The sequence below is a fragment of the Methanosarcina acetivorans C2A genome, assembly GCF_000007345.1.
Taxonomy (GTDB): Archaea; Halobacteriota; Methanosarcinia; order Methanosarcinales; family Methanosarcinaceae; genus Methanosarcina; species Methanosarcina acetivorans.
Map to the genome: position 1 here is coordinate 896,997 of NC_003552.1, position 24,149 is coordinate 921,145.

A 24,149-nucleotide genomic window follows, 5' to 3' on the forward strand; every position below is an offset into this window, starting at 1 on the left:
GGCTTTAAATGTTTCTGATGATAAATTCCAATCTTCTGCAGTATAAATTGGGAACAGGAAATTCTAAGTTAGCGGCGCAACCTTCGAATTTCCAATCGAAGGATTTGAGGGGGGCTGGGGCGGAAATATTATAAAAAAAGTGATATTTCCAGGTCTTTCTACGGCTTTTTGCTGATTTTTGTCTTCTATTTTTGTTTCCATATCATCTTTAAATACTCACAGCCCTAATGTTATTCTGGTAAAGATGGAAGGCAAGAGCTTGAATTACACGGTTCTGATCGAACAAGACGAAGATGGTGTATACGTTGCAAAGGTTCCTGACATACCGGGTTGTTATACTCAGGGAAAAACAGTTGAGCAGGCTATGGAGCGTATAAGGGAAGCGATCCAGGTTTGTCTTGGGGCTGAGGAACTTGAAGATGTCCTGCCGCTGAAATTTATTGGAATTCAGCAGGTAGAGGTAAAAGTATGAGCAGGCTCCTTCCTGTAAGTGGAAGGGATATGTGCAAAATACTTGAGATGCTTGGCTTTCAAAAGGTGCATCAGGTTGGGAGCCATGTGAGATACGTTCATCCTGACGGCAGAAAAACAGTAGTGCCTGTTCACGGAAACGAAGATTTGGGCACTGGTCTGATTAAAGAAATCCTGAAGCAGACCCGGATTTCTCGGGAGACGTATGAGGAATTAAGGAAAAAAGTTTGATAAATCGAAGGCGTAGTTTTTCTTTTCTTCTCCAAACCAGCGGCGCAATCGTAGAATTTCCAATCGAATGATTTGAGGGGAGGCTGGGGTGGGAATATAATAAAAAAGTGATATTTCCAGGTCTTTTTACGTCTTTTTGCTGATTTTTGTCTTCTATTTTTGTTTCCAGTTTTCTCCCTCTTTTGCCGTTATTTCGCTCCAGCATATCTTTAAATGATCACAAACAAAATATACTGACATGGAAAATGCTGACCGGCACAAAGAGTTGTTCGAAAAAATCTCTTTGTTCCTCCAAAAGGAAGGAGCAACAAAAGTAGCTGTTTTTGGCTCTTATGCAAGAGGAGAGGAAAAGCCGGAAAGCGATATTGACATTCTTGTAGAGTTTTCTGAAACAAAAGGTCTGCTAACCCTTGTCCGGATTGAGAGGGAACTCTCGGAGTTGCTCAGGTTAAAGGTCGATTTGCTTACCGAAGAATCGATAAGTCCGTATCTTATTGATGGGATCAAAAGGGAAGCAAAAGTGATCTCTACATGAAAAAGAATGATACGGTTTACCTCAACCATATCCTTAATTCAATCGAAAGGATTGAAGAATATACTGAGGGTCTGGAAAGAGAAGATTTTCTATCCAGCAATCTGGTTCAAGACGGAACGATAAGGCAGATTGAGATCATAGGTGAAGCTACCAAACACTTATCAAGAGATTTTCGGGAGAAGAATCCTCAGGTTTCCTGGAAGGACATTGCGGGTATGAGGGATCGGTTAATTCACCATTATTTCGGGGTTAATCTGAAAGATGTTTGGTATACTGTGAAAGTCGATATTCCGGCTTTGAAAAATGATATTCTGGCTATATTCGATGCACTTAAGACTGAAAAATAACCACGGATTCAGCGGCGCAATTGCAGAATTTCCAATCGAAGGCTTTGAAGGGGCTGTGTTAGAAATATAATATAAAAGTGTTAACTACTGGCTCATTTTTGATTTAGATGTCTCCATATATAAGTTTTCTCAAAATGATTTTTTCATACATTCTTTAGAATAAAAAGAGTATAGGTAATACTTATAATACATATCCTCTTAATTTAGATAGTCCTTAATGAGCTTTTAGGGGAGTGTATATGGAAAAATACATCTACTTCGTCCTGTTTATTTTGATATTTGCACTTATTGGCTGGGTTTTTGGTGGAGCACAAAACGATGAAAATGCATCTCAAGCGGATTCACCGCTAAATACCTTACAGTCAGCCCACCAGGATATTGCATGGGGAATTAATGTCCAGAATAATTTGAAGATACTTAAAGCAGATTTGGACGATATATCCAATGCTACAAACAATTCTGATTATACCGCTCTCGCGATGTATGCACAGCAAACAGTAAATGATACTCATAACGCTATTCAGGAAAATGATCAATATACCGTATCTCCCAAACTTCAGGATGCACAGAATGAATGGAGGATGGCTCTTCAGGACTATAACTCTGCAGGTCAGTTTTTGCTGCAGGGAGCAAATGAAGCGAAAAACGGTACTGGAGGAGCTGAATATTTTCTGAATGCCAGTATATCTCGTAATTCCGGTACGGATCATCTCAAGAACGCGTCTGAGCTGGCAGGAATAACATGAAATGTATTTTCTGATTATCAAATCCCGGAAATCTGTTTCAGGACGGAATGATTAGACTTTTTCCCCATAAATTAAATGGGATTGAGGTTTGAAGACTATTCTTTTTCGGAAGGACATTTTTTCCTTCTGAATTTTAGAGATTTCTTTCAGGTCCAGATCCTTAATGTTTTTAAACCCTGTCTTCCTGAAGTATTCGATCGTTTTTTTCGGTGGAACTCCATAGGGGTTTGGGAGTTCGGTTTTGATTTCGTCAGGATACTGTTTTCTTCCTGGATACCTTCTCTCGACAAGAAAAGTTAAGAAGTCACTGATAAATTGCCTTGTTTTTCTTTCAATCGAACCGCCATTATAGAGCCCGTCTATAACGATAAGCACTCCTCCTTTCCTGAGTACTTTCTCCCAGTTCCTGACTGCAGTATCAGGGTGCGGAAGAGTCCACAGTAAGTGACGGGTTACAACAACATCAAAAGTTTCCGCTTCAAAAGGAGGATTTTCGGCATCTCCTGCTCTGAAATTAATGTCATACTTTTTCCGGGATGTTTTTTCTCTTGCTTTTGCAAGCATTTGCTCCGAAAGATCAAGCCCGGTAACATGATGCCCCATTTCTGTAAATAAGAGTCCGATTTCCCCTGTCCCGCAGCCTGCATCGAGCACTTCCAGCCTGCCTGAGGGAAGCAGACTTCGAAACAGGGTTTTCCATGCTTCCTTTTCTATTTCGCTCTGGATTCCATGCCCTTCTTTGTTGTCGTAGGTTGCGGATGAGATGTCCCAGACATGAGCAATATCCAGTTTCATCTGTTTATCCTGAATAGCCATATCTTGATTCCTCTTTTAGTGCTTTCAATTGATACAATAGTCCATTTTTGATGTTCTTAAAACATGTCTTAAAGTTTTATAATCCCTGGCAACTCGATTGTTTGCTAGCATCAAAAACTAACTAAAAGAACACCTGATTCTGGTGGTTTATTTTATAATGAATAGGAAATAATTATGGATTATAAAACGTCCGTCGAATAATAAAGGAATATTAAAACGCACTCTTGTATAATAGCAGAAAACGTCAAAGCTTTTGCGTTTGCAGCCGGGGAGTTAATCAAATGAAAACTAAAATCCTAAGGATTGTACTGTTTATCATTGGGATTTTAAGTGGCATAGGTACTGTGTTTATCGCAATCACTTTCCCCCGTTACCATTGTGAAATGCATGGGGCTTATGGTTGCTTGTCAACTGGCAGCAAAATCTATAAAACTGATTACGGAGACATCGAATTTGCAGTAAAAGGAGAGGGACAGCCTGTTTTGTTGCTGCATGGTGCAGGCGGTGGTTATGACTAGGGCCTCTGGTTTGGCAGGGTGGGTCTTGGAAATGGTTATAAATTCATCTCGGTTTCTCGTTTCGGTTTTCTTCGCTCGCCAATCCCGGAAGGTGCCTCCATTAAGTTACAGGCAGCCCAATATAAGGCTCTGCTGGATTACCTGAACATAAAAAATGTTATCGTTTTTGGCGCTTCGGCGGGGGGGCCGTCAGCCACACAGTTTGCTAATGATTATCCTGAGCGTTGCTCGGTATTGCTGCTGTTATCTGCAGTAAGCAGGGCTCACATTCCCGGTGATCGGGAACCGTTTTACGTTAATATTATTCATCGCGTCCAGCAATCTGATTACATATACTGGCTCATTTCCAGATTTTTTCAATCACAAATTCTGAGCCTCATGGGAATTCCTCCCCAAATATACAGGCATTTCACTCCTGAACAGAAAGTTCTGGCTCAAGAAATGCTGGATATAATGCATCCGATGAGCCCAAGGTACGGAGGTACAAAAAACGATGGTGAGATGCTCGAGAATTATCACATAACAACTGATAGGTTAACTGCGCCTGCGCTGATAATACATGCTAAAGATGATTCATTGGTTAGCTATGAGCATGCTGAATATGCGCATAAGAACATCAAACAATCTAAACTTATTTTGTTTGACACTGGCGGTCACGGGATGCTGCCTCAAATGGAAAAAGTTAGAAGAGAATTAAATGAATTCTTAAGTGCGGTTTAGTAAATCCTTCATAGATGTATTACCTTCATAGATGTATTATTTTCTACTATTATTTTCTACTTTTCTGCTATTCAATGGGTGTGGCGCTTGCTGGTTCGAGGGCTGACGGTTGGCTGGCGGAATTTATGGTGTATGATCTTACAATAGTTCCGGTGCCAGCAGGACAATATTGCCGGTTACCTTTCCGCTTTCCAGCAACTTATTGGCTTTGGGAGCTTCCAGGATCGGAAACCTCTCTGCAATGACGGGCTTTATTTTTCCTTTCTCAAGCAGTTTGAAGAGCACCAGCCAGTCTTCCTTGGGGAGGTTTATATCAACTCTATGAGTTCCATATCCCTTAATCGCCTTTCCATTGGGCAGCAAGTTGAACAGAGCAAACTTGGCGAGAAGAAGCAAAAAGCGCGAAAAACTCTGCGGTCCACCGTATTGCACCATTGCGCCGCCTCTCCGTAACACTGCCAACCCGCGCGCGATGTACTCCTCTCTCATCCCATTAAATACAAAATCAACACCATCGGGTTCCATCTGCCTGATTACCTCTACGAAGTCTTGCGTGTGGTAGTCAATGGGTATCGCACCCAGCTCGGTGAGTGTGCCGTGTTTGCCGGAAGATGCCAATCCATACATTTTGAGGTTGGCTAGCTTGCCGAGTTGCAAAAAAGCAGTCCCTACACCACCGCTGGCGCCGATAATGAGTACCTTATCATCGGGCTTTACCCGTGCATATCGGTGCAGCACCTGGTAAGCAACCGTATAGTTCAGGATAAGTATTACAGCTTCCGCCGGGTCCAGGGTTTCAGGAACGTGAACAAGTTTTTCTTCTGGCAATAAAATATACTCGGCATGGCCCCCTAAACGCGTCAAAGCTGCAACGCGGTCACCTACGGCTACATTTGTGACTCCTTCTCCTATTGCATCCGCAATGCCAAGGATACTATACCCTGGCACAAACGGTATCCTGGGCAAAAAAGGCCTGTTTCCAACTCTGGCCGCGATGTCGTCCTGACACACGGGTGTGGCAAGGATTTTAATCCGAACCTCCCCCGAAGAAGGGGCGTGCAGATCATTCTCGATTATCTTGAGAACCTCAGTGCCGCCTCTTCTGGTTACGATGACGCTTTTATACTTCATGGTTTTCTCTCCATTTCCTACCCGGATATTTGCGGTCCTCAGCAAAATTTGTCTTTTATTCTGGTTGTAGCAGTTTTAAGTATTCACAGATTAAATGTTGTTCTGGCAAGATGGAAGGCAGGAGCTTGAATTACACGGTACTGATATAAGCAGGACGAAGTTGGTGTATACGTTGCAAAGGTTCCTGACATATCGGGGTTGCTATACACAGGGTAAAACTGTGGAACAGGCTATGGAACGTATAAGAGAGGTGATACAGGCCTGTCTAGACTCTGAGGGACTCTGAAGGTCTTTCATGATCTCAATCTGAAAATATGAAATACAGTAAGTTGTTTTTCAGCTAATCCTGAACAAAATCAAGTTTACAGGATGTGAGAAATAAAAAAGTATAAAATAGGTATACGACTCGGATCACTTCAATATTATGTGTGAATGTCCGTACTCCACTTTCTTCCCAGGGTCTTTTATATGTTGTTTCCATAGAATGGGAACCTGTACTTGTGGCTTCAATTTTCCATAAATGAAATCCCCCAGCCCCAAAAATGGTATCTCCACCTTCAGATTCCCACGGATGATATTTATCCCGGAGCAGGTTAAGCCCATCGTTCAGGCCGACTGGTTCTCAGGAATAACTCGTGCTTGGGTTTTCGTTTAGCTTCAGGATGAAAGTTTGTCCTTCTTTAATACAGGTCGTTTTTCCATTGTCATCTCAGTTATCATATGCTGACTTGCTGTAGAGGGTTTGGCATATGCAGCTGTTGGAATTGTTGCCAGAATCAAATATATTACTACAACTGTCACTCCGGGTACAGCTCTTGACATAATATCACCTGTTACCTACAATAACTTATTTTTGAAATTGTTTTATTCGTGATTATTTTGATTTTTACATATGTCTAACAGGATCTTTAAAGCTCAGATTTATTTTCAGGGGGTCACAGTTTTTATCAAATGTGCGGAAGATTAAATATCCACACAGTTGACATATACATAAAACAAACAGAATAAAAATTTCCTTTGATAAATAAGCATAAAACGCATATGGAATTCTTCAAGTAACAGGCACAAATTAATAAAAGTACTTTCAAATCAAGTACTTTCATGCCAAAAAAAGTAGGTGATACAGGTCTCAAATCAATTTATTTACAGGGCTATTTCCAAAGGTCCTTAAATAAAAAAGTTGATTAAAAATTCGGTTTCTTTTTGTTTCGTTAAAATCATATCAGTAACTCGTTTTCCAGGCTCTATATTTTTCTAAGTCGTCTTTAATAAGGCTAAATGCAAAAGCAAGCACAGCCACATCATCCGCAAATCCGATTAAAGGAAGGAAATCCGGAGAGATGTCAATCGGACTTACCAGGTACAGAAGAGCGAATGTAATCACCAATGCCGTTTTCTTTGGAATCGGGTATTTCCCGTTGAAGGCAGCTGCTAACATTGAAAACAATAATTCCAGATAATACCAGATTTTCCTGGGATCTGCTCGGCGGTGATGAGTATCTCTTAGTTCTTCAGGAAAAGCCGTGCTGGTATCGGAAGCTTGATCCGGATTTTCATTAAATTGGTCAAGATTTGATCCAACTTTTTTCCTGCTGCTATTATAGATTTTAGCCATGATAATCCTCCAATTTACGCTGGATTGTATATCGGGTCTCTTAAACTCTCAAATTGGATGCCTTTTCTCTTCTTTGTATCAACTAAGGCAATTAATGGTCTTTCCAGGAAAATAAATCAAACTTTGGCTCTTAGAAATCCTGACTTGTTGATCCTTATGAAAACAATTTTTATTAAGTCCCCCCTCTCGATTTCTGTCTAAAAATACATGTGCACTAAAATAATCGAGTATATATAAAAATAATGGTAATAGGATATTAAGTTTCTCTCAAAATTTCTTTTCCATTCTTCAATTTTATATAAACTCAAATCCATTTTAATCGGGTGTAACAGATAAGTTTCACTGAAATATTCTTTACAGATGTCACTATGCCAGTAAACGATGAAATTTCCGAAATCTCATCCGAACTCAGGGAAGGGATGAACTTTAACAGATAATTAATTGAAAAATTTTAAAAATCCTTGAAAAGGATTTCTAATTTTTTATCTTTTATCCCGTTTTCACTGCGGGTCTTCTGCCACCCTCAAAACGATCTTTCCGCGCGTATGGTGGGTTTCACTCATCTCATGCGCCTTTTGGGCTTCGGAAAGAGGGAGTATTGTCGTTACAACTGGCTTGACCGGCTGTTCGTCTATTATGGCTGCGATTTGAGCGAGTTCTTCTCCGTCAGCCCGGGTCATGAGGGTTTGTGCATGTACTCCGTATTTTTCGGGAACCCCTTCCGGAATTCTCGCCACAGTACTTACAAGGAACCCACCGGGCTTCAACACTCCCCAGGACCTATCGAAGGTATCTCCCCCAATAGTATCCAGTACCACGTCCACCTTGCCAGCCGCATCCTCAAACCGCTGTTTTTTATAATCGATAAATTCGTCAGTCCCTATACTTTTCAAGAACTGCTTATTCTTCTCGGAAGCCGTGCCGATTACGTAAGCTCCTTTCCATCTGGCAAACTGTACGGCAAAGCTTCCAACTCCGCCTGCGGCTCCGTGGATGAGGACCGACTGTCCTTTTTCGAGCCCTGCAATATCAAAGAGGGACTGCCAGGCAGCAAGTCCTGCGGTCGGAATTGCCGCACTTTCAACGAACCCGATACTTTTGGGTTTTCTTGCCACCTGTGCAGAATTGACAACCGTGTATTCGGCATAGCTTCCCTGCCCTATCGAGACTTTGGCAAAGACCTCTTCTCCGGGCTGGAAAGAGACTTCTCCCGGGCCCTGAGCATCTACAACACCTGCAACATCGATTCCCATAGTCATTGGCAAAGGCATTTCCCCTATCATGCCGCTGCGTATCTTCCAGTCCATGGGGTTGACCCCGGCTGCAATGATCCTGATCCTGATCTCTCCCGTACCAGGCTGAGGCTGCGGAATGTCCTCGTACTTCATAACCTCCTTTCCGCCAAACTCATGAATCCTTATTGCTTTCATATTTCCACCTCCAAAAAGATCCCTTTAACCGCTACCTATCCCCTTCTCCTGTCACAGGAATCCCCTTCATGCATTAACCTGTGAGCATCTGAGTACCTGTGAGTACCTGAGCCGGAGCTAACGGTTCTGACGTCCAGCTTTTTACATAACCTGAGAACTTACCCCTTAACTGAGAAATTGTTCCCTCGTTACGATTGCTTTATTCTACTTTTTAATAATTTCCTCAGGTTCATGCTGCATTCAGTATATGCTCTGATAACGCAATACCTGAATAACGGGCTACTTGAATGCGGACGACTCGAATAGCGAACTTATGCGCTTCCTGTATTTTCAGCAGCATGCATGTATCCTATCGGGTATCCCGGATTTCTGAAATAATCAAAATTATCGACTATGCCGTCCCTGTACTTCCCACCGTTATTGAGGTTTATCTCCCCTTCTGTCAGGTCCGCTGGCAAATCCCCTGCTTCGGGGTCGGAACTTCCCATATACTTTATCCAAACTGTGTTTGCAGCCGGAAACACAAGAAATAAAACGAATACGAATAGCAGCAAAGCTCTCTTTCCCTTCAAATTAACTCCCCACCATCTATTTATATTCTAATTATTGTATTTTAACTTTCCCTGTTTTTCCTAAAAAATGTTAAATAATTCCATACTTGCTTAAATTTTTAGTAAAATTGGAACATTATAAATCAAGACGGTAGGAACCATGTTTATTCCCAAAACAACTTCTTTAAATTTGAATTAATTTTGTATATCCACCCTATTTTGCTTAAATTCCAATAAAATTTAAAATATGGGTGTCCGAGCTTAAAACGTAGCCTTTTATACAAATAAGCGCAGCGAAGATTCATCTTCGTAATCCGGATAAGAGTTAAGTCTTAAAATTTTAAGATGGTAATGGTATTTGTGATACGGTTTACTATCCGGGTAGAGGATACATTGATTTCTTTCCTTTTACAGGTTCTATTTAATGTTCCTTCAACCTCCTCTTTTTTATTTTTGATTTTCCTCAAGGAACTTTTGCAGCCAAACAATATCAAAATAGTACCCAAACTTGGTCCCGACTTCCCGGAACTTCCCACATTCAATAAAACCGTGTTTCAGATGAAAGTTCAGGCTGGCCTCATTCTTTGAGGACACGTTTGCAAGGAGGCTTCTCATTTTTTTCTCGCGGGCTTCCGTGCAGAGTTTGTCCAGCATCCTTGACCCGAGCCCTTTTCTTGTGTGGCCGGGCAGGATGAAATAAGAAACCACTCCTGTGTGCCGGAAATTCGGGAACGGGAAATATGGTCTGAGGGTCCCTATTCCTATTATTTTGCCCCTTTCTTCAATAACGTAAAAAGGAAAGTACTCATTTTCATCCTCTTCTTTTTCACTCTGGACAGCTTGAAAAAACTCAGGTCCAACAGAAGTTTCGAGATAGGCTGCAAAACTATTTTCCACATAATAGTTAAAGACCTCAAGCATTCCGGAGATGTCTTCGGCTGTGGCCTCTCTGATCAAATACTTCTCGGAATTTTTGCTTCCTTGCATATATTAGTAGTCTGGGAATTTGTATTTAAATTTTTTTTGTTAGTTCTCGCCCCTCCCTCAAAAAATCTAATTAGTGACAAACATTTGAATATAGAATCAAGGTTTGAAAGATGGGTTATTGAGCAAGAAAGGAATACTGGACCAGTGAAAGGAATACTGACTCAGTGAAAAAGGACTACTAAATCAGTGAAAAAGGACTACTAAATCAGTGAAAAAGAAGTGTTGGATTTCTCAGATGGGGCGCGGAATTTTTTAGAATCTGTGCCTTAAACTTTGCGGTAGAAGGGGATTTATTTATTCACATCTCTATATTTTATTATACCTGGAGCTGTGTCTGAGATTTTTCTCCCAAAATCCAAAGGTCGTAGCGTATCGTTTTTGAGCGCCGAACCGTGTTTGTTCTGGATATTTATCATGATTTATATTTATAATTATTTTTCAGTGCGAATATATTTATATACTTATGCTATTCTACTATTCCTTGCAGGTAATTTCCAATCCAGGACCTGCATTTCAGACCGGATTTTGATGATGTTAATGGGGCATCAGAATCCAAGAGGGCTGAAAAAATTATTTCTTAATGACTCAGGGAAGATCCAGCCCTGAAAATAAAAACAGGAGAAAAATAATTTTCTCAATATATTTTTACAGAAGTGAAAAATAGATGTTCCTGAATAAAAACAGAATTGTAGAAAAAATCTGTGAACTTCCGACCACCCTTGGAGACATCTCTGAAAGCATCTTCGGAGGCATCAGCACCAAAAACGGTTTGCTGCACAGGCTTACCGTTCCCGAAGGAAGTGATTCTGACTCGCTTTATCTTTGTGAGGGTCTCTGTAAACCAGTATTTTTAGAGCCTGAACTTGTTTATCCCTATGTCTCAGGCATATTTTCCGAAAAATTTGCATTTAACTCCTCCCCTTACCGCTTTATGCTTCCTTATGAGTTTTCGGACAGGGACAGCAGGAAAGAGTGCAGAGTAATCCCTCCAGAAGAGCTGAAAATCAGGTTCCCTATGGCATACGGAAGGGTCCTGGAATTCAAAAATCAGTTCGCTCACGACGACTCTCCACTTGACTCTGCAGAATACTATAGTGTAAGAGGCAGGAAACTTCTTGAGCACCTTGGCACTCCGAAGATCATTGCTACCGAAGGATACCACTTGCAGGCAGCCTATGACACATCTGGAAACCATGTATTTAAGAACGGCTGTGGGGTTGTCCTTAAAGAACCGGAAAAATACCCTTATGTAACTGCAGTCCTTAACAGCCAGATTGCCAGACTTTTCCCCTCGGTCTGTGAGTCTGAAATGCTGTACTCAGGCTCTGCAACCCCCGCAGCAATGAAACGCTTCCCGATCGTATTCCCGGAAGACAGGCTGACCGAGGACCTGATTACCAGCATCTCCGGTTATCTGATGTTCCTCAACCGGCAGAAGAACGCGAGCTATGCTGTGGGTTGGCTTGATGAGCTTACGGGCTTCTATGAGCAGATCTCAAACCTTCTGGTTATGGATGCCTACTTTGGAAACGGCATTGACCCGAAACTTCTGAATGCTCTTGAAGATAATATCCACCCGTATGCAGGAGATATGGAATTTGAAAGCAGTGACAGCCTTTTGAGTGTACTTTATTACATAAAGCAGAGGATCTCCGATACCTCAAACTTCAAAAAGTACGCCTTTGACACTGAATTCCCCGGAATTCTCAGCTTCCTTTAAACAGGAAAGGCTCTGGATTGCCTCTTATTTGAGGTTTCATTCAGAGCCCTTTGTTTTTCCGTTTTTCTTTTTAATCCGGGTTTTTCTTCTCACTGTAGTTTTTTCGTGCACTTTATCCTTCATTATTTTACATTTAGATTTTTATGAAAAATTTTATATATGTCCACCTTTTTTAAACCATGGGGTAAAAGTGCTCTCAGGGCCGAATGGCAGTTTTTCCAGTTGGAATCACCGAGCCCGTGAAAGATTCAGGTCTTTGCTGTGCAGAAGGATTAATTTTCTCTGGCTCCGGATGCTGCGGGAGCATGAAGATCAATCCTGAAAGGTTATTTCCCTCCTTAATGTTCGAAAATTTTAACGAAAAATCAGCCCTGAGAGAATTTTTAACCTTTGCAGTGCCGGATTAAAAGGTTGCTTATAGAAGCTAATAAGTGAGGTCAAGTTCCTTGGATTTTTTTCTCTACGGGATTGTATCCGTTTTTCGGGCAATGAAAAGTTTATCCTGAACATTCATTTTTCTTAAATTGATACCGGAAGGATACCCTGAAGTTAATATTTTCAAACCTGGCCCCCTACATGTGTTATATACACAGAAAAGGAGCCTGCATGTCAGATCACATGTTAAAATGGTTTATTTCCATTTTTCTTCTTTGACATGAAAGTCATTTCATTTACTTTCATTATATGGGCTTGTTATTTGAAGAATATCATGTGCGTTTTTTCGAATTTGCATTTGGAACCAAACTTATGCAGAGTATCTTCTAAACAGCACATAATATAATAAGAATAAAAGTTATAATGTATGCTTAATAAGAAGAAAGATTATAATGTGTAGGGCTATCTAGCACAAAATTTAAAGATGCGAGCCCCGGTTAAAAGGAATATTCTCAGGTAATAAAAGTAAGAGAACTCTGGAAAACTTATGGATTTTCAATGCTGGTTAACCTGCCAATAGTAAAGGGCCTGCATATGCCTCTAAACATTCCGGATAAATATATATCGCGGGAGGTGCCCGGTAACATTTCCTCCTGATCTCTGATCCATAAATTTATATAGATAGTATTTGTGTACTATTAAGACGTCTGATGTTTTTTTTATTTTTATTTCCTGACTCTCCCGATTCTCTATCAATAATTGAAAAAAGGAAGGTAGTCTTATCAGCCTGCAAATCCACACCACTGCGTTGCCCTATATGGGGGTATTAATCTTTTCAGGGCTTATATCTACCTCACTTGCAGTCAGGGCATATAAAGTCTTTAATTCTCGCAGTTTGCCTTTTTCAAAATATTTTGTATTGAGTATGCTCTGTATGGCTCTCTGGTCAGTGAATTATGCCTTTGAAATCGGATTCGTTGATCTTGAGTATAAGTATCTATTTGCTCGTTTCCAGTACCTCGGGATTGCCTTTGTTCCCGTAACCTGGTTTTTATTTGCAGCTGAATACACCGGGGTGTGCAGACAATTTGCACGAAAGTATGAAAAACCGCTTTTTATTTTTCCCGTAATTGCAGTTCTGTTGATGCTTACAAACAGCCTTCATGGGCTGTACTTCGAAGGTTACTATCTTGACTTCTCAGGAGGCTTTCCTCTCCTTATATTCAAGCATGGGGCTTTTTTCTGGATCTTTTATGTCTACTCCTTTGTTCTGATCCTTGCAGGAGTTTTTTTCTTTTTCCGGCAGTTTGTCCGCCTTACCACCCCTTACGGGACCCAGGCAGCCATTGCCCTTTCGGCAGCCTGTATCCCGGTGATTGGAAATATACTGCACGTAGGAGATGTAGGGCCCTTTGAATTCTTTGATCCGACTCCCTTTTCCTTTGCAATAACCGGCTTAATCCTCTTCTGGGGAACAATCGAACATGAGTTCCTTAACATTATCCCGGTTGCCAGGCAGAGTGTGATAGAGTCAATGAACGACGGATATATTGTTGTGGATCTTTCAAACTCTATAATGGATATCAATAAAGCAGCCCTTGAACTTGCCGGAAAAGAAAGAAAAGAGGTTCTGGGGACAAACATGAATGGGCTTTTCAAAGAAGGAGTGGAGGTTTTGGGTAACTCTTCCGAGGGAAGTTTAGGCAGGGAAATTTCCCTCCAGATCGGTCTGGAAACTAAGTTCTTCTCCGTCAGTGTCAGTCCCCTTCAGACAAGGGATGATGAAGACGGCAAGCTGGTAATGATCCACGATATCACGGAGATCTACCGTTACCAGGAAGCTTTGAAACAGGCAAACAAGAAGATAAACCTCATGAGCAATATTACCAGACACGATATTCTTAATCAGGTGAATGTACTTTCAGGATACACCGAGCTGATCTCGGAAACGCTTCCTCCCGAAGTAAAAGGAGACCTCAGGATCTCAAAATACCTCAGAAATCTTAACAAAGGCATCGAAACAGTCCACAACCAGATCATTTTTACAAAGGACTATCAGGAACTTGGAGTTGTTTCTCCTACATGGCAGTCTATAAGCAGCCTTGCAAAAGAAGCTGCTTTTGCCTTTTCCGGGCAGGGGCTGAAGTTTTCCATAGAGGATAACGGGCTTGAAGTATATGCCGACCCTCTGCTCAAAAAAGCTTTTTACAACCTGTTTGACAATGCAAGAGCCCATGGGGATCACGTCAGCGAGATTGATGTAAGCTCTCATATAGTCGGGGAGAGTGTTGTGATCGAAGTAAAGGATAACGGTATAGGGGTTTCTCCTGTCATGAAAGAACTTATTTTTGAGAAATCCGTGGGTAGAAATACAGGACTTGGGCTTTTCCTCGTCCGAGGCATTCTTTCCATTACAGGCATGGAAATTACTGAGACTGGAATCGAAGGGGAAGGTGCAAGATTTGAAATCAAAGTCCCTCCCGGGAACTGGCGTAGAGTCCCGCCTAAATAACCGGGCTAAAACGGGAATTTTTCGGACTGAAAAATAATCTTAAAAAAAGTCTTCACCACATATTTTCAGTACATCCAAAAATATGCAGAAAGGAGACTTCAAGAAATTAAGCATACCCGAATAGGCCATAAATGCAGTTGACAGTACCAGTATCAAAGTTGCAATCACAACCATGATCAGCAGTTTACTTTCCCGTTTGTTAAATTTTTCGGGTTTTTCCTTGCTGTCGAGGAATGCTCCCAGACTTACCCCGGCTACAATCCCTACTGCAATGCCTGTAGCTGTCCCTTCCATAGTACTGCCCAGAGCCCAAGAATAAAAGCTCCATAAAGGCTTCCGACGGCGGCACCTATGGAAAAGGCAATTACTACCCACCGTTTCTCTTTTTTAAGCTCATATTGTTTTCCCATTTTTTTCTCACCCGCAGTTTCTACATACTTGTGTGAAGTTTCTTAATTTATATTTTTTATATTTGTTTTTATTATATTATAATAACAAGTTTTTCAATAATACTTCTTTGAGTTGACAGCTGACTCTCAACGTTCGTAATACCTCTTCATTATGTCTGGTGAAACTATGAGTGAATTTACCCTGAATAAAAGATTTGAAAAGGCGCTAAAAGGTGGACCCACGGATCTGATTCCTGTCTGTTCCGTAACCCAAACAGGCACTGTGGAACTCATGGAAATGACAGGCGCTTACTGGCCTCAGGCTAACTACGATGCTCTCAAAATGGCGGACCTTGCCCTGGCAGGGTACAAGCTTGCAGGTTTTGAAAACGTTCGCTGTCCTTTCTGCACCACAGTGCTTGCCGAAACCCTGGGCTGTACGGTAGCTGAAGGCAGTATAGATATACAACCTTATGTTACGGACTTTCCATGCAAGAAAAAGAAAGATGTAAAGGATATTACGATCCCGGGCTCGCTCCTTGAAAGCAGGCGGACCTCGGTAGTCCTGGACGCGGTTGGAATCCTGAAAGAACGTGTAGGAGAAGATGTGCCTGTTGTCGCAGGACTTGTGGGGCCTGCCGGACTTGCTTCCATGCTTGCGGGCATGAAAAATTACCTTATGTGGTTCGTGACAAATCCCGAGCTTGTTGAGGAACTGATGGGAGTTCTGACCGAAGCCTGTATCGAATACGCAAAAGGCTTGCTGGAGCGCGGGGCAGATGCCGTAACCCTTATAGACTCCGAAGCCGGCCCTGATATTATTGCCCCTCAGATGTTTGAGACCTCGGTTTTACCCCTCTACAGGAAGTTCTGCAGGGAGGTTCCGGGTTTGAAAATCCTCCATATGTGTGGGGATGCAACGTTTGTCCTTGATCCTCTGGCAGATGCAGGGTTTGAGGGCATAAGCATTGAAGAGAAAGTGGGGGTCAGTTTTGCAAAAGGAATTGTGGGGAGCCGGGTATGTCTGATAGGCAACGTCTCTCCTTCCGACACCCTGCTGGCAAAAGGGCCCGAAGAGGTTATAATCGAAGCCAGGGCATGCCTTGAAGACGGGATCGATATCCTTGCCCCGGGTTGCGGGCTTGCTCCCCATACGCCGCTTGAAAATATAAAAGCGCTTTTCAGGGCAAGGGATGAGTTCTATTCATTGTGAATCTTCCGGAGGAACGCCGGAAGGAACCTGCGGAGGGAGGTCTTTTAAAAAGCCTGGAGGCGTTCCTTCACTTATTTTTTCAGGAAGTTTTTCCGCATCTTTAAGACTTATTATCAGCGCCGAACCAATAATCAAGGCGCAGCCTGCAAGCGTTTCTGAAGATAGAGCGATTCCAAGAACTGCTATATCAAAAAAGACTCCGCTTACAGGTTCGATAAGGGAAAGGATGCTTCCTGTCTGGGCTTTGATATTGGCAAGCCCGAGAACTGTAAAAATCTCTCCGAAACCTATGGAGACTATCCCGAAAGCAGCAAGTATTTTCAGGTTGCTGTAAAGGACCGGCGGGGAAACCTCAAATGCAAAGGGGCTCAGCAACAAAAGGGCTATTCCCATCGGCCAGAAGACAATTGCAAGTTCAGGGTATTCTGTTTTCAAAACCTTTACATTCAGGATCAGAGCCGCAAAGACCACCCCCGAAAGCAGCCCCGATACCATGCCAAGCATGTAGGTACCGGTAAGTTCAATGCCGGAAAGCCCGCCTTCGGGCCTGATTATCAGAAAGACTCCTGTGATTGCGATGAAGAGGGCAGCTATACTTTCCTTCCCGATTTTTTCATTCAGGAGAAAAGGAGATGCCAGCATTACATAGATCGGGGCCGTATACTGGAGTAGAATTGCAATGGAGACGCAGGTAATCTTCAGGCAGGTAAAATAGAGGAGCATACAGGCAACCACGAGTGTTCCCTGCAGGAGCAGGTTTTTTTTCTTTTTCTTTAACCTGAGGTCCGAAATTTTCCCTCTTGCAACAATATATATAAAAAGAAACAGAAGTCCGAAGAATAACCTGTAAAAGATTACTGGAGAAATAGCCATATCATGGATATTGGAAATAAAAAGCCCGTTCATGCTGTAGAAGACGCAGCCTGTAATTACTGCCAGATGCGCCTTTTTGCTCTCCAGAAACATTCTGCATCATATACGTATAGAATTTATATATTTATTGGATCTGCATCGTTGAGATAAATTAACAAAAGATTAACTTCTGGTAAATCGAGTAAGGATGGCGAATTCAAATGAAATCTCCCGCAGAAAACAGACCCAAAGCGATCAGGGACAGAATCCCGGAAATTATCCGGAATTCAGGCAGGGAATGTGCCGTAAAAGAACTTTCAGACTCTGAATTTCTTCCTGAGCTGGAAAGAAAGCTTGAAGAAGAACTGGCCGAGTATCTTGAGAGTAAAGAGCTTGAGGAGCTTGCCGACCTGCTTGAACTTATCTCTCGAATTGCCGAACTCCGGGGCTCTTCAAAAGAGAACCTTGAAGCGCTCAGGCTGCAGAAAAAACTGGAAAAGGGTGGGTTTGAAAAGAATCTGCTCCTGTTCAATCCTTCGGAAGAGAAACGCTCTCTTCCGGGATCTCCTGTTGACTCGGGAGAACTCCTACAGGGAACTCAACAGATAGTTTTCAGACCTGAAAATACGGTAGTAATCGAGAAACACGGGGTCCGGATGAGAATCCATACCACCAAAGAAGACAGCCGGAATGCAGCTGTCCTTTACCAGGAAACCGAAAAAGGGCATGCAGAAGAGTTTGTTCATGAAATAAGTGATTTCCTGTATTACATTCTTGAAGGGTCCGGCACATGGGTAGTTGAGGACAGGGAGTTTGAAGTTAGGGCAGGGGACGTGGTCGTGGTGCCTGCCGGGAAAAGGTTCTGGTTCCGGGGCAGCCTGAAACAGGTCTGTATAACGGCTCCGGCCTGGGAAGAAAAGTATGAACACCACATCAGGGATATTGAGCTATAACCGATATCCTGAACTACAACCTTTGCTCTACGGTAATCCTTGCTCTACGATAATTCTTGCTCTACGCTGTTTTTCTTCCCGACCTTTTTTATTTTTTGTTTATCATATTCGAAGCTTATCAGATTCGAAACTTTGATTTTTTGTTTATCCGGATCCGAAACTCTATTTTTTGTTTATCCGAGTTCGAAACTTTATTTTTTGTTTACCCGAGTTCGAAACTCGTAACCCCATAAACCTTATCAAGCTCTATATCGGGTTCTTTTAGGCTGTACATGCGGATAGTTTTGAACATCACATTCATGTGATATTTATTTGCTATTTCCATTGCTTTTTCGTTGGGTTCGGGGACGTCAAGATAAACGGTTTCCCCAGGAACCGAAGCTTTAAGAGCCCTGAATATTTTCTCGGCGGTGTCCTGTTCGTCCGCAAAAAGAGGGCCTACCTTATAACCTACCCGACACTTCCTTATCACCCCGTACCCTTTCATAGCTCCTTCTTCAAGAGCTGCAAAGGCGTAGGAATCGGGTTGATTTATCCATTTCTTCAGAAAGCCGGACCTTGGGGCTGGAAACATCCTCCTGTCGTAGGAAAGCAGTTTTCCAAAGGGAACTTCGGAAATTTTCACAATCCCACCCGGAATTTCTCCTCCGCCCTTCCCTTCAAAACGCAGGTTGCTGTAAGAGGAGCTGAATTTCATCATTTTCTGGTACTTCTTTTCGTTTTCTACAACGCCGTCAAGTCCGATGTTCCTGTCTTCCAGGTATTCCAGGCATTTTTCGGTCAGTTTCCTTCCTATGTATTTTTTCCGGAATTCGGGTTTGACCACATAGAGCCCTAAAAACCCGAAAGAATCGTCATAAGCAACAGCAGAGGCACAGCCTGCGGGCTTGCCTTCAAGTTCTGCAATAAAAAAGCCGTCGTTATCAGCTTCGTAAAAAAGTTCTCCGTCATGGATGCCGGGGTTCCAGCCTTCGGCAGCAGCCATCTCAACTGCAAATTCGACTTCTTCCCGGCTCATTTTTCGGATTATAAGTTCTTTTATATGTTCCGAATTTTTTTCCATGACAGTTTATACACTCATTTCCTATTTATTTTTTAAGTGTCTTGATGCGGCTTCTTTTTCCTGATATCGTAGCTTGCAAGGAATTAAAGTTTTCTTCTTCTGTTCTTCCCTGAGCTTACTATAAAGTAAGCAGCTATAACCGCAACTGACACCGGAAAGATCCCGAGGGGTGATTCTTTTGCTCCGGCATCGTCTCCCATTTCTTCTCCGGCAGCTGCGCCCGTTTCATAACCCTCTTCTGTGAACATGTAGATGTCCATGGTACCTTTACGTTTGTCCTGCCAGACGATCCGGTTGCCGTCGATCGCAGGGTTGCTTTCATATTCCGATGAAGTGGAAACGGTTTTTTCCTGTCCAGTGGCTATATCATATATGAAGATGGTTGTTCCCTTAATCCGTCCGTCAGCCCAGACTATTCTTCCGTCCGAGATCGCAGGGGTTTTCTGGGGAGCTGAATCAACGCAAACAGGGGTCGTTTTTCCGCTTGAAAGGTCATACATGTAGATATCAAGGTTTCCGGCACGTCTGTCCTCCCAGACAATATAGTTTCCTTCGATTACGGGGTTTGTCTGGCTCGCAGGGTCCGTAACCACCGGGCTTTCTTTGCCTGTACTGATATCGTACATGTAAATATCGTCATTCCCGCTGCGTGTGTCTTTCCAGACGACGATATTGCCGGAGATTGCAGGCTGGCTCTGGTCTGCCTTATCTGTTGTTATCTGCGTTTCCTTTTTGGAGCTGATGTCATACATGTAAATGTCAGTATTCTGGTTCCTGCGGTCCGTCCAGACAATATAGTTCCCTGAAATTGCCGGCTCTTTCTGGTCTGTCCTGTCCTCGGTAACCTGGGTTTTGACCTCGGAGTCGAGATCGTACAGATAAATGTCATAGTTGCCTCTATTGTCATCAGAAAACACAATGCTGCTGCCTGAGATTGCCGGTTCGATTTCGTCTTCCGAGCCCGTGAACAGGGCAGTTTCGGTCATTCCTACGGACATGTCGTACAGGTAAATGTCCCAGTTTCCATTCCTCTCGTCCTGCCAGACAATGTAGTCCCCTGAGATCACAGGGCTGGTCTGGTGACTAATAGCCGAGTTAATCTCCTGCTCAGTCCCTTTCAAAGCTTCGCTGGCAGCTGAACCTGCACATGCGCTCAGTACAATGAATAAAACAACTGAAATAACTATAATTGAAAATCTGCTGTGCCTCAATCTTACACTTCCAATATTCCCTCTGGAGTTTCAGTGCGGGTTTTTTTGAGTACAAATACTTTCAACTTCGGATTGAATTTCGGTCAAAACTTCCGATTTTATTTTAAGCTAAAGTATTCCCAGCATAGAATATTTCCAATACTGGTTGATCTCTAAAAGATGTATATCTCCATACTTTTTAGCGGTTTCTTGCATTTAGTGTTTTCTTTATTTGATGGGATACTTCCTTGAAGTTCAATGCAAGCCCTGGCCCCACTTCCTGAAGTTAAAGCCTCTCCAGTTCAACTTCATTTCTTGTCAGTTTTGCCAGTTTTTCAAGAAATTGCTCTTCAAAACTCTTTTTTACAAGGAAAATAAATTCAACCGCATCGGAATATTTTTCTTCCTCTACTCTTCCGTATTTTTCTATGAGGTTTTTAAGCTTCTGAATCTCCGGATATCCGAATCGCATCCTGAGCCTTACTTCTTCAAATACCTCGACAGTTCCTGCTTCTTCAATGGCTGAAATTGCGGTTTCCCTGTACGCTCTGGACAGCCCCCCAAAGCCCAGCTTTATTCCCCCAAAGTACCGGGTTACAACCACAGCTGCATTATAGAGCCCTTTTGATTCGAGGACCTTAAAAACCGGTTTTCCAGAGCTGCCGGCAGGCTCTCCGTTGTCATCGTATCTAAGGGCAAAAGAACTCCCTTCTTTTACAATATAAGCTGAAACATTATGGTTTGCATCTGCATGCAACTCTTTTATCTCTTTTATGAAAGCCTTTGCTTCGTTTTCATTTTCTACGTGCCTGGCATATCCGATAAATATGGAGTTTTTGAATTCTCTCCGGGCTCTGCCGGAGCTTCTCATGGTTTTATAGTTGTTCAGGGTTTTATCCTCAGGACTTCTTTTTCAATTAGTTTTGCACTTGAGGCTTTTAAGTTTTACAGCTGCGCGCCGGAAGAACTCTATGATATCTTTAATTAATTTTCTGCTGCCTTATTGCTTGCGGCTTTCCTACCCATGCATCTATTTTCTCATGTTGGATTTTTTATAGTCTGGAGTTTTCTTCAGTATTCATATCATATATTCATAACCCTCTGACCTCTCCTAAAAAAATCTGTCTGGAGTATTTATCGGGGATATTCTGAGTCCTTCGTTCTCTTTTTTTTTTGTCAAATCGAAAAGTTTTAATCTAATTGGCGGTTCATGCATAAATATCTCATATAAAGGTTTCACGAATTTGTATGAGATGGGTGTAAAAAAGGAAGAGAACTTTTAGAGGTAAAACTAATGAAAAAAATGTTAAAGATAATAGCAATGCTCCTTGTAATTGCTACTGTTGTCTTCGCAGCCGGCTGTGCTGAGAGCGGTGAGGAAACAACAGAAGAAGGAGCAGAAGAAGCGGTACACGAAGAAGCCCCCGTAGCTGAAGAAGCTTCCCCAGCTGAAGAGGAAGCTGTAGCTGAAGTTGCCCCTGAAGGCGAAGTAGCCGACGAAGAAGTGGCTGACGAAGAAGTAGCCGACGAAGAAGTGGCTGACGAAGAAGTAGCCGACGAAGAAGTGGCTGACGAAGAAGTAGCTGACGAAGAAGTAGCTGACGAAGAAGTAGCTGACGAAGAAGTTACTGACGAAGAAGCTACTGAAGAAGAAGTAGCTGACGAAGAAGTTACTGACGAAGAAGCTACTGAAGAAGTTACTGAAGAAGTTACTGAAGAAGAAGTGTAAACTGAATAGTGAATTCATAACTATTCACGTAGCCTTTTAAGGCTACACTTCTCTATTTTTAAAATATCGGTATAATAGTTTATATCTGTGTAAAATTGCAATATGATCTTTTTTAAAAATCCCCTTCTTAGAGCTTTTTTTCTGTTTTTCTACCTCAATTCTGGAAGTACAGTCTAATTATGCAAATACCGGGACTGTATTGTAAATATTGAACTCACTGAAATCTTCTAAATATCTCGGGCTTCCTGATAAAATTTTTACAAATAGGGTTCTGGACAGGGTCACCTTAACATCAGCATTTTTTCTTATTCTAGCTCTGGCGAGAACTATAATTTTTTTTATCTGCTTTTCGGAAATGCTAAAACTTTCTCCCTTTTCCAGAATTCTACCTGAATTTTCTACTCTAAATTGGGTTCATAGATGAACCTTCAGTGAACTCTATAAATAAATGGAAGCACATGTCTGCAAATTTGTTGAGAATCCCTGTCCCGTGAGATGCACAAAAGAGCTCCTATTTTTTTACAGGGTGTTTCTGTAACAGCGAGCAGTAATCACCGTAGAGGTCACTACCTTTGCCATATTCTTCGGATTAATTCTGGGAACAATTGAGGCTTTCGGAAAGCTCTCTAAAAGGTCTGTTTTCAGAATTCCCAGTATTTTCAGAATTCCCAGTATTATGTATATTGATTTTATCAGGGGTACTCCTCTTTTTGTTCAAATTTTGCTTTTTTACTACAGCATCCCTGGCCTTATTATCGGGATCACAGGAGATCCGTTCAGGGTGGATCCTATTCTAGCGGGTGCCGTATGCAGCATTAACAGCGGGGCTTATAATGCGGAGATTATACGTGCAGGTATCAAATCCGTTGACAGAGGCCAGATGGAAGCCGCTCGCTCCCTGGGTATGACCGAAGGGCAGGCCATGAAGGAAGTTGTCATGCCACAGGCTGTAAGGCTGATCATTCCTCCTCTCGGCAATGAGTTTATCGCTCTTTTGAAAGACTCTTCCCTGCTTGCAATCATCAGCGTGCACGAACTAGCAAAGAACGGGATGCTTTATGTCTCAAAGACCTTTGCAGCTTTCCCTACGTACATCTCGGTTGCCTTTGTATATCTGGCACTGACCATGGGCATCTCGCATATACTCGGTTACATTGAAAGGAGGCTTGGTGTAAGTGATAGAAGTGAATAACCTCCACAAAAGTTTCGGAAACCTGAAAGTCCTTAAAGGAATTTCCGAAAAAGTTGAAGAAAGCGAAGTTGTATGCGTGATAGGTCCTTCCGGTTCCGGAAAAAGTACCTTCCTCCGCTGCCTGAACCTTCTTGAAACTCCCACCTCGGGAGAAATCTGGATCGATGGGGTAAAGGTCACCGACCCCAATGTGAATATAAACAAGATCCGCGAGGAAGTCGGAATGGTTTTCCAGCGCTTCAACCTCTTTCCTCACATGACAGCTCTTAAAAACGTAGCGATTGCCCCGATAAAGGTCCGCGGCCTTCCCGAAAAAGAAGCTTATGACCGCGCCTACTACCTCCTGAAAAAAGTAGGACTCGAAGACAAAGCCGATGTATACCCTAGTTCCCTTTCCGGAGGCCAGCAGCAGAGAGTTGCAATCGCTCGCGCCCTTGCCATGCATCCCAAATAATGCTCTTTGACGAACCCACCTCCGCACTTGACCCCGAAATGGTCGGAGAAGTCTTAAACGTCATGAAAGACCTGGCAAAAGAAGGCATGACAATGGTCGTCGTGACCCACGAAATGGACTTTGCCAGGGAAGTCGGGGATCGCGTCCTCTTTATGGACGGGGGCATCATAGTCGAAAAAGGCACACCCCAGGATATCTTCTTTAATGCCCGGAACGAGAGGACAAAGTCGTTTTTGAGCAAGGTTCTGTAACAAGATTTTGTAATCAGATTTTGTATCTCAGTAATTTCTTGAGTGGTCCCTGATTAATCGGGGAATTTGCTCCGGGACCCGGAGAGGAAATCTCTCTTTTTTTTCTCTTCCTGCACTGCGCGGGCCCTGAACCAGGCTGCCAGCTCAGTAAATTACAA

General features: G+C 42.5%; 28 protein-coding genes and 1 pseudogene. 15 read left to right on the forward strand and 14 right to left on the reverse strand.

Annotated elements, in window-relative coordinates; translation table 11 throughout:
* The first annotated feature begins 259 nt into the window (after nt 1–259).
* The 5 genes from MA_RS03995 to MA_RS04015 all read left to right on the forward strand — a co-directional run bounded on the left by MA_RS03995 (nt 260) and on the right by MA_RS04015 (nt 2,330).
* The gene (locus tag MA_RS03995) at nt 260–472 is read left to right on the forward strand and encodes a type II toxin-antitoxin system HicB family antitoxin (protein WP_226990752.1); all 213 of its coding nucleotides are present in this window, start codon (nt 260–262) and stop codon (nt 470–472) included.
* Nucleotides 469–702, forward strand: coding sequence for a type II toxin-antitoxin system HicA family toxin (locus tag MA_RS04000; RefSeq protein ID WP_011020810.1), 234 nt, complete (start codon nt 469–471; stop codon nt 700–702). The genes MA_RS03995 and MA_RS04000 overlap by 4 nt, the downstream gene beginning before the upstream one ends.
* Before the next feature lie 238 nt (nt 703–940).
* A complete protein-coding gene (locus MA_RS04005; protein WP_011020811.1) occupies nt 941–1,237 on the forward strand; it encodes a nucleotidyltransferase family protein in 297 nt (98 codons plus the stop codon).
* Nucleotides 1,234–1,584 (forward strand): HepT-like ribonuclease domain-containing protein, encoded by a 351-nt coding sequence (locus MA_RS04010; RefSeq protein ID WP_011020812.1) that lies wholly within the window; start codon nt 1,234–1,236, stop codon nt 1,582–1,584. The genes MA_RS04005 and MA_RS04010 overlap by 4 nt, the downstream gene beginning before the upstream one ends.
* A 239-nt stretch (nt 1,585–1,823) precedes the next feature.
* Nucleotides 1,824–2,330, forward strand: coding sequence for a hypothetical protein (locus MA_RS04015; RefSeq protein ID WP_048064960.1), 507 nt, complete (start codon nt 1,824–1,826; stop codon nt 2,328–2,330).
* Nucleotides 2,331–2,381: 51 nt separating this feature from the next.
* Here the strand turns inward: MA_RS04015 and MA_RS04020 are convergent, their stop codons facing one another.
* Complete coding sequence (locus MA_RS04020) at nt 2,382–3,146, reverse strand: class I SAM-dependent methyltransferase (protein ID WP_011020814.1); 765 nt, start codon at nt 3,144–3,146, stop codon at nt 2,382–2,384.
* A gap of 281 nt (nt 3,147–3,427) precedes the next feature.
* On the opposite strand from MA_RS04020, the gene MA_RS28370 reads away from it, so the two are divergent.
* Nucleotides 3,428–3,664 (forward strand): hypothetical protein, encoded by a 237-nt coding sequence (locus tag MA_RS28370; RefSeq protein ID WP_226990753.1) that lies wholly within the window; start codon nt 3,428–3,430, stop codon nt 3,662–3,664.
* 18 nt (nt 3,665–3,682) lie between these two features.
* Nucleotides 3,683–4,384 carry an alpha/beta fold hydrolase gene (locus tag MA_RS04025; protein ID WP_226990754.1) on the forward strand — a complete coding sequence of 234 codons (702 nt, stop codon included), beginning with the start codon at nt 3,683–3,685 and terminating at the stop codon, nt 4,382–4,384.
* A gap of 138 nt (nt 4,385–4,522) precedes the next feature.
* Here MA_RS04025 and MA_RS04030 read toward each other — a convergent pair whose 3' ends face one another.
* The 7 genes from MA_RS04030 to MA_RS04055 all read right to left on the reverse strand — a co-directional run bounded on the left by MA_RS04030 (nt 4,523) and on the right by MA_RS04055 (nt 10,098).
* Complete coding sequence (locus tag MA_RS04030; RefSeq protein WP_048066138.1) at nt 4,523–5,515, reverse strand: medium chain dehydrogenase/reductase family protein; 993 nt, start codon at nt 5,513–5,515, stop codon at nt 4,523–4,525.
* A 340-nt stretch (nt 5,516–5,855) separates the two neighbouring features.
* Complete coding sequence (locus MA_RS29700; RefSeq protein ID WP_083755873.1) at nt 5,856–6,125, reverse strand: protease inhibitor I42 family protein; 270 nt, start codon at nt 6,123–6,125, stop codon at nt 5,856–5,858.
* A 47-nt stretch (nt 6,126–6,172) separates the two neighbouring features.
* On the reverse strand, nt 6,173–6,337 hold the full coding sequence (locus tag MA_RS26515; protein WP_157860098.1) for a hypothetical protein: 165 nt from the start codon (nt 6,335–6,337) through the stop codon (nt 6,173–6,175).
* A 400-nt stretch (nt 6,338–6,737) separates the two neighbouring features.
* A complete protein-coding gene (locus tag MA_RS04040; RefSeq protein WP_011020816.1) occupies nt 6,738–7,130 on the reverse strand; it encodes a YkvA family protein in 393 nt (130 codons plus the stop codon).
* A gap of 500 nt (nt 7,131–7,630) precedes the next feature.
* Nucleotides 7,631–8,560 (reverse strand): NADP-dependent oxidoreductase, encoded by a 930-nt coding sequence (locus tag MA_RS04045; protein WP_011020817.1) that lies wholly within the window; start codon nt 8,558–8,560, stop codon nt 7,631–7,633.
* Nucleotides 8,561–8,871: 311 nt separating this feature from the next.
* Entirely contained in the window at nt 8,872–9,132 is a 261-nt protein-coding gene (locus MA_RS04050; protein WP_011020818.1) for a hypothetical protein, read from the reverse strand.
* A 426-nt stretch (nt 9,133–9,558) separates the two neighbouring features.
* On the reverse strand, nt 9,559–10,098 hold the full coding sequence (locus MA_RS04055) for a GNAT family N-acetyltransferase (protein WP_011020819.1): 540 nt from the start codon (nt 10,096–10,098) through the stop codon (nt 9,559–9,561).
* A gap of 664 nt (nt 10,099–10,762) precedes the next feature.
* On the opposite strand from MA_RS04055, the gene MA_RS04060 reads away from it, so the two are divergent.
* The 3 genes from MA_RS04060 (at nt 10,763) to MA_RS04070 (ending at nt 14,705) form a co-directional block, all read left to right on the forward strand.
* A complete protein-coding gene (locus MA_RS04060; RefSeq protein WP_011020820.1) occupies nt 10,763–11,818 on the forward strand; it encodes a hypothetical protein in 1,056 nt (351 codons plus the stop codon).
* Nucleotides 11,819–12,057: 239 nt separating this feature from the next.
* Nucleotides 12,058–12,225, forward strand: coding sequence for a hypothetical protein (locus MA_RS27855; RefSeq protein WP_162013068.1), 168 nt, complete (start codon nt 12,058–12,060; stop codon nt 12,223–12,225).
* Nucleotides 12,226–13,010: 785 nt separating this feature from the next.
* A complete protein-coding gene (locus MA_RS04070) occupies nt 13,011–14,705 on the forward strand; it encodes a histidine kinase N-terminal 7TM domain-containing protein (protein WP_048064963.1) in 1,695 nt (564 codons plus the stop codon).
* Between the two features lie 39 nt (nt 14,706–14,744).
* Here the strand turns inward: MA_RS04070 and MA_RS04075 are convergent, their stop codons facing one another.
* Nucleotides 14,745–14,999 (reverse strand): hypothetical protein, encoded by a 255-nt coding sequence (locus tag MA_RS04075; RefSeq protein WP_011020822.1) that lies wholly within the window; start codon nt 14,997–14,999, stop codon nt 14,745–14,747.
* Entirely contained in the window at nt 14,969–15,115 is a 147-nt protein-coding gene (locus tag MA_RS26525) for a hypothetical protein (protein ID WP_157860099.1), read from the reverse strand. The genes MA_RS04075 and MA_RS26525 overlap by 31 nt, the downstream gene beginning before the upstream one ends.
* Nucleotides 15,116–15,281: 166 nt before the next feature.
* Here MA_RS26525 and mtaA point away from each other — a divergent pair, with 166 nt between their 5' ends.
* Nucleotides 15,282–16,307, forward strand: coding sequence for a methylcobamide:CoM methyltransferase MtaA (gene mtaA / locus MA_RS04080; RefSeq protein ID WP_011020823.1), 1,026 nt, complete (start codon nt 15,282–15,284; stop codon nt 16,305–16,307).
* Here the strand turns inward: mtaA and MA_RS04085 are convergent.
* A complete protein-coding gene (locus MA_RS04085; protein WP_011020824.1) occupies nt 16,299–17,273 on the reverse strand; it encodes a DMT family transporter in 975 nt (324 codons plus the stop codon). The genes mtaA and MA_RS04085 overlap by 9 nt on opposite strands.
* A 107-nt stretch (nt 17,274–17,380) precedes the next feature.
* On the opposite strand from MA_RS04085, the gene MA_RS04090 reads away from it, so the two are divergent.
* Entirely contained in the window at nt 17,381–18,112 is a 732-nt protein-coding gene (locus tag MA_RS04090; RefSeq protein ID WP_011020825.1) for a cupin domain-containing protein, read from the forward strand.
* A gap of 202 nt (nt 18,113–18,314) precedes the next feature.
* Here the strand turns inward: MA_RS04090 and MA_RS04095 are convergent, their stop codons facing one another.
* The 3 genes from MA_RS04095 to MA_RS04105 all read right to left on the reverse strand — a co-directional run bounded on the left by MA_RS04095 (nt 18,315) and on the right by MA_RS04105 (nt 21,236).
* The gene (locus MA_RS04095) at nt 18,315–19,175 is read right to left on the reverse strand and encodes a GNAT family N-acetyltransferase (RefSeq protein WP_011020826.1); all 861 of its coding nucleotides are present in this window, start codon (nt 19,173–19,175) and stop codon (nt 18,315–18,317) included.
* Nucleotides 19,176–19,258: 83 nt separating this feature from the next.
* Nucleotides 19,259–20,386, reverse strand: a complete 1,128-nt coding sequence (locus MA_RS04100; RefSeq protein ID WP_048064964.1) for a DUF5050 domain-containing protein — start codon at nt 20,384–20,386, stop codon at nt 19,259–19,261.
* A 265-nt stretch (nt 20,387–20,651) separates the two neighbouring features.
* A complete protein-coding gene (locus MA_RS04105) occupies nt 20,652–21,236 on the reverse strand; it encodes an IMPACT family protein (protein ID WP_048064965.1) in 585 nt (194 codons plus the stop codon).
* 423 nt (nt 21,237–21,659) lie between these two features.
* Between MA_RS04105 and MA_RS28375 the strand changes: the two genes are divergently transcribed.
* From MA_RS28375 to MA_RS04120, 3 genes and pseudogenes are all read left to right on the forward strand, one after another.
* Nucleotides 21,660–22,094 (forward strand): hypothetical protein, encoded by a 435-nt coding sequence (locus MA_RS28375; protein WP_052279104.1) that lies wholly within the window; start codon nt 21,660–21,662, stop codon nt 22,092–22,094.
* A 550-nt stretch (nt 22,095–22,644) separates the two neighbouring features.
* A complete protein-coding gene (locus MA_RS04115; protein ID WP_011020831.1) occupies nt 22,645–23,286 on the forward strand; it encodes an amino acid ABC transporter permease in 642 nt (213 codons plus the stop codon).
* Nucleotides 23,270–23,991: pseudogene (locus MA_RS04120) on the forward strand (amino acid ABC transporter ATP-binding protein). The gene MA_RS04115 and the pseudogene MA_RS04120 overlap by 17 nt, the downstream one beginning before the upstream one ends.
* Nucleotides 23,992–24,149 lie beyond the last annotated feature (158 nt).

Bases quoted from the DNA above. Each gene is read 5' to 3' on its own strand.
- MA_RS04000 (WP_011020810.1), top strand. From the start codon at position 469: ATGAGCAGGCTCCTTCCTGTAAGTGGAAGGGATATGTGCAAAATACTT.
- MA_RS04005 (WP_011020811.1), top strand. From the start codon at position 941: ATGGAAAATGCTGACCGGCACAAAGAGTTGTTCGAAAAAATCTCTTTG.
- MA_RS04010 (WP_011020812.1), top strand. From the start codon at position 1,234: ATGAAAAAGAATGATACGGTTTACCTCAACCATATCCTTAATTCAATC.
- MA_RS04015 (WP_048064960.1), top strand. From the start codon at position 1,824: ATGGAAAAATACATCTACTTCGTCCTGTTTATTTTGATATTTGCACTT.
- MA_RS04020 (WP_011020814.1), bottom strand. From the start codon at position 3,146: ATGGCTATTCAGGATAAACAGATGAAACTGGATATTGCTCATGTCTGG.
- MA_RS28370 (WP_226990753.1), top strand. From the start codon at position 3,428: ATGAAAACTAAAATCCTAAGGATTGTACTGTTTATCATTGGGATTTTA.
- MA_RS04030 (WP_048066138.1), bottom strand. From the start codon at position 5,515: ATGAAGTATAAAAGCGTCATCGTAACCAGAAGAGGCGGCACTGAGGTT.
- MA_RS26515 (WP_157860098.1), bottom strand. From the start codon at position 6,337: ATGTCAAGAGCTGTACCCGGAGTGACAGTTGTAGTAATATATTTGATT.
- MA_RS04040 (WP_011020816.1), bottom strand. From the start codon at position 7,130: ATGGCTAAAATCTATAATAGCAGCAGGAAAAAAGTTGGATCAAATCTT.
- MA_RS04045 (WP_011020817.1), bottom strand. From the start codon at position 8,560: ATGAAAGCAATAAGGATTCATGAGTTTGGCGGAAAGGAGGTTATGAAG.
- MA_RS04055 (WP_011020819.1), bottom strand. From the start codon at position 10,098: ATGCAAGGAAGCAAAAATTCCGAGAAGTATTTGATCAGAGAGGCCACA.
- MA_RS04060 (WP_011020820.1), top strand. From the start codon at position 10,763: ATGTTCCTGAATAAAAACAGAATTGTAGAAAAAATCTGTGAACTTCCG.
- MA_RS04070 (WP_048064963.1), top strand. From the start codon at position 13,011: ATGGGGGTATTAATCTTTTCAGGGCTTATATCTACCTCACTTGCAGTC.
- MA_RS04075 (WP_011020822.1), bottom strand. From the start codon at position 14,999: ATGGAAGGGACAGCTACAGGCATTGCAGTAGGGATTGTAGCCGGGGTA.
- MA_RS26525 (WP_157860099.1), bottom strand. From the start codon at position 15,115: ATGGGAAAACAATATGAGCTTAAAAAAGAGAAACGGTGGGTAGTAATT.
- mtaA (WP_011020823.1), top strand. From the start codon at position 15,282: ATGAGTGAATTTACCCTGAATAAAAGATTTGAAAAGGCGCTAAAAGGT.
- MA_RS04085 (WP_011020824.1), bottom strand. From the start codon at position 17,273: ATGTTTCTGGAGAGCAAAAAGGCGCATCTGGCAGTAATTACAGGCTGC.
- MA_RS04090 (WP_011020825.1), top strand. From the start codon at position 17,381: ATGAAATCTCCCGCAGAAAACAGACCCAAAGCGATCAGGGACAGAATC.
- MA_RS04095 (WP_011020826.1), bottom strand. From the start codon at position 19,175: ATGGAAAAAAATTCGGAACATATAAAAGAACTTATAATCCGAAAAATG.
- MA_RS04105 (WP_048064965.1), bottom strand. From the start codon at position 21,236: ATGAGAAGCTCCGGCAGAGCCCGGAGAGAATTCAAAAACTCCATATTT.
- MA_RS28375 (WP_052279104.1), top strand. From the start codon at position 21,660: ATGAAAAAAATGTTAAAGATAATAGCAATGCTCCTTGTAATTGCTACT.